The organism is Streptococcus mitis (assembly GCF_946190155.1).
Lineage (GTDB): Bacteria > Bacillota > Bacilli > Lactobacillales > Streptococcaceae > Streptococcus > Streptococcus mitis_CL.
This window is the reverse complement of record NZ_CAMHZL010000059.1, coordinates 1-262: the sequence shown is the minus strand read 5'-3', so window position 1 is coordinate 262 and position 262 is coordinate 1. Positions and strand designations below refer to the sequence as shown.

Sequence of the window (262 nt, the reverse complement as noted above, 5' to 3'; positions counted from 1 at the left end):
CCACTCAGCCTCCACACGAGCAACAGATTCTTCCTCTACAAGCGCTTCTGAGTCAGCATCAACAAGTGCTTCAGAGTCAGCAAGAACATCTGCAGCAGAGTCAGCGTCAACAAGTGCGTCAGAGTCAGCAAGCACAAGTGCTTCAGACTCAGCATCAACAAGTGCATCAGAATCAGCAAGCACATCAGCTTCAGAATCGGCATCAACAAGTGCATCAGACTCAGCAAGTACATCGGCATCTGAATCAGCATCAACAAGTGCA

1 pseudogene is annotated in these 262 nt (G+C 48.9%); it reads right to left on the bottom strand.

Annotated elements, in window-relative coordinates:
* Positions 1 to 262 (bottom strand): annotated as a pseudogene (locus N8O80_RS09555) (MSCRAMM family adhesin SdrC); the annotation flags it as partial.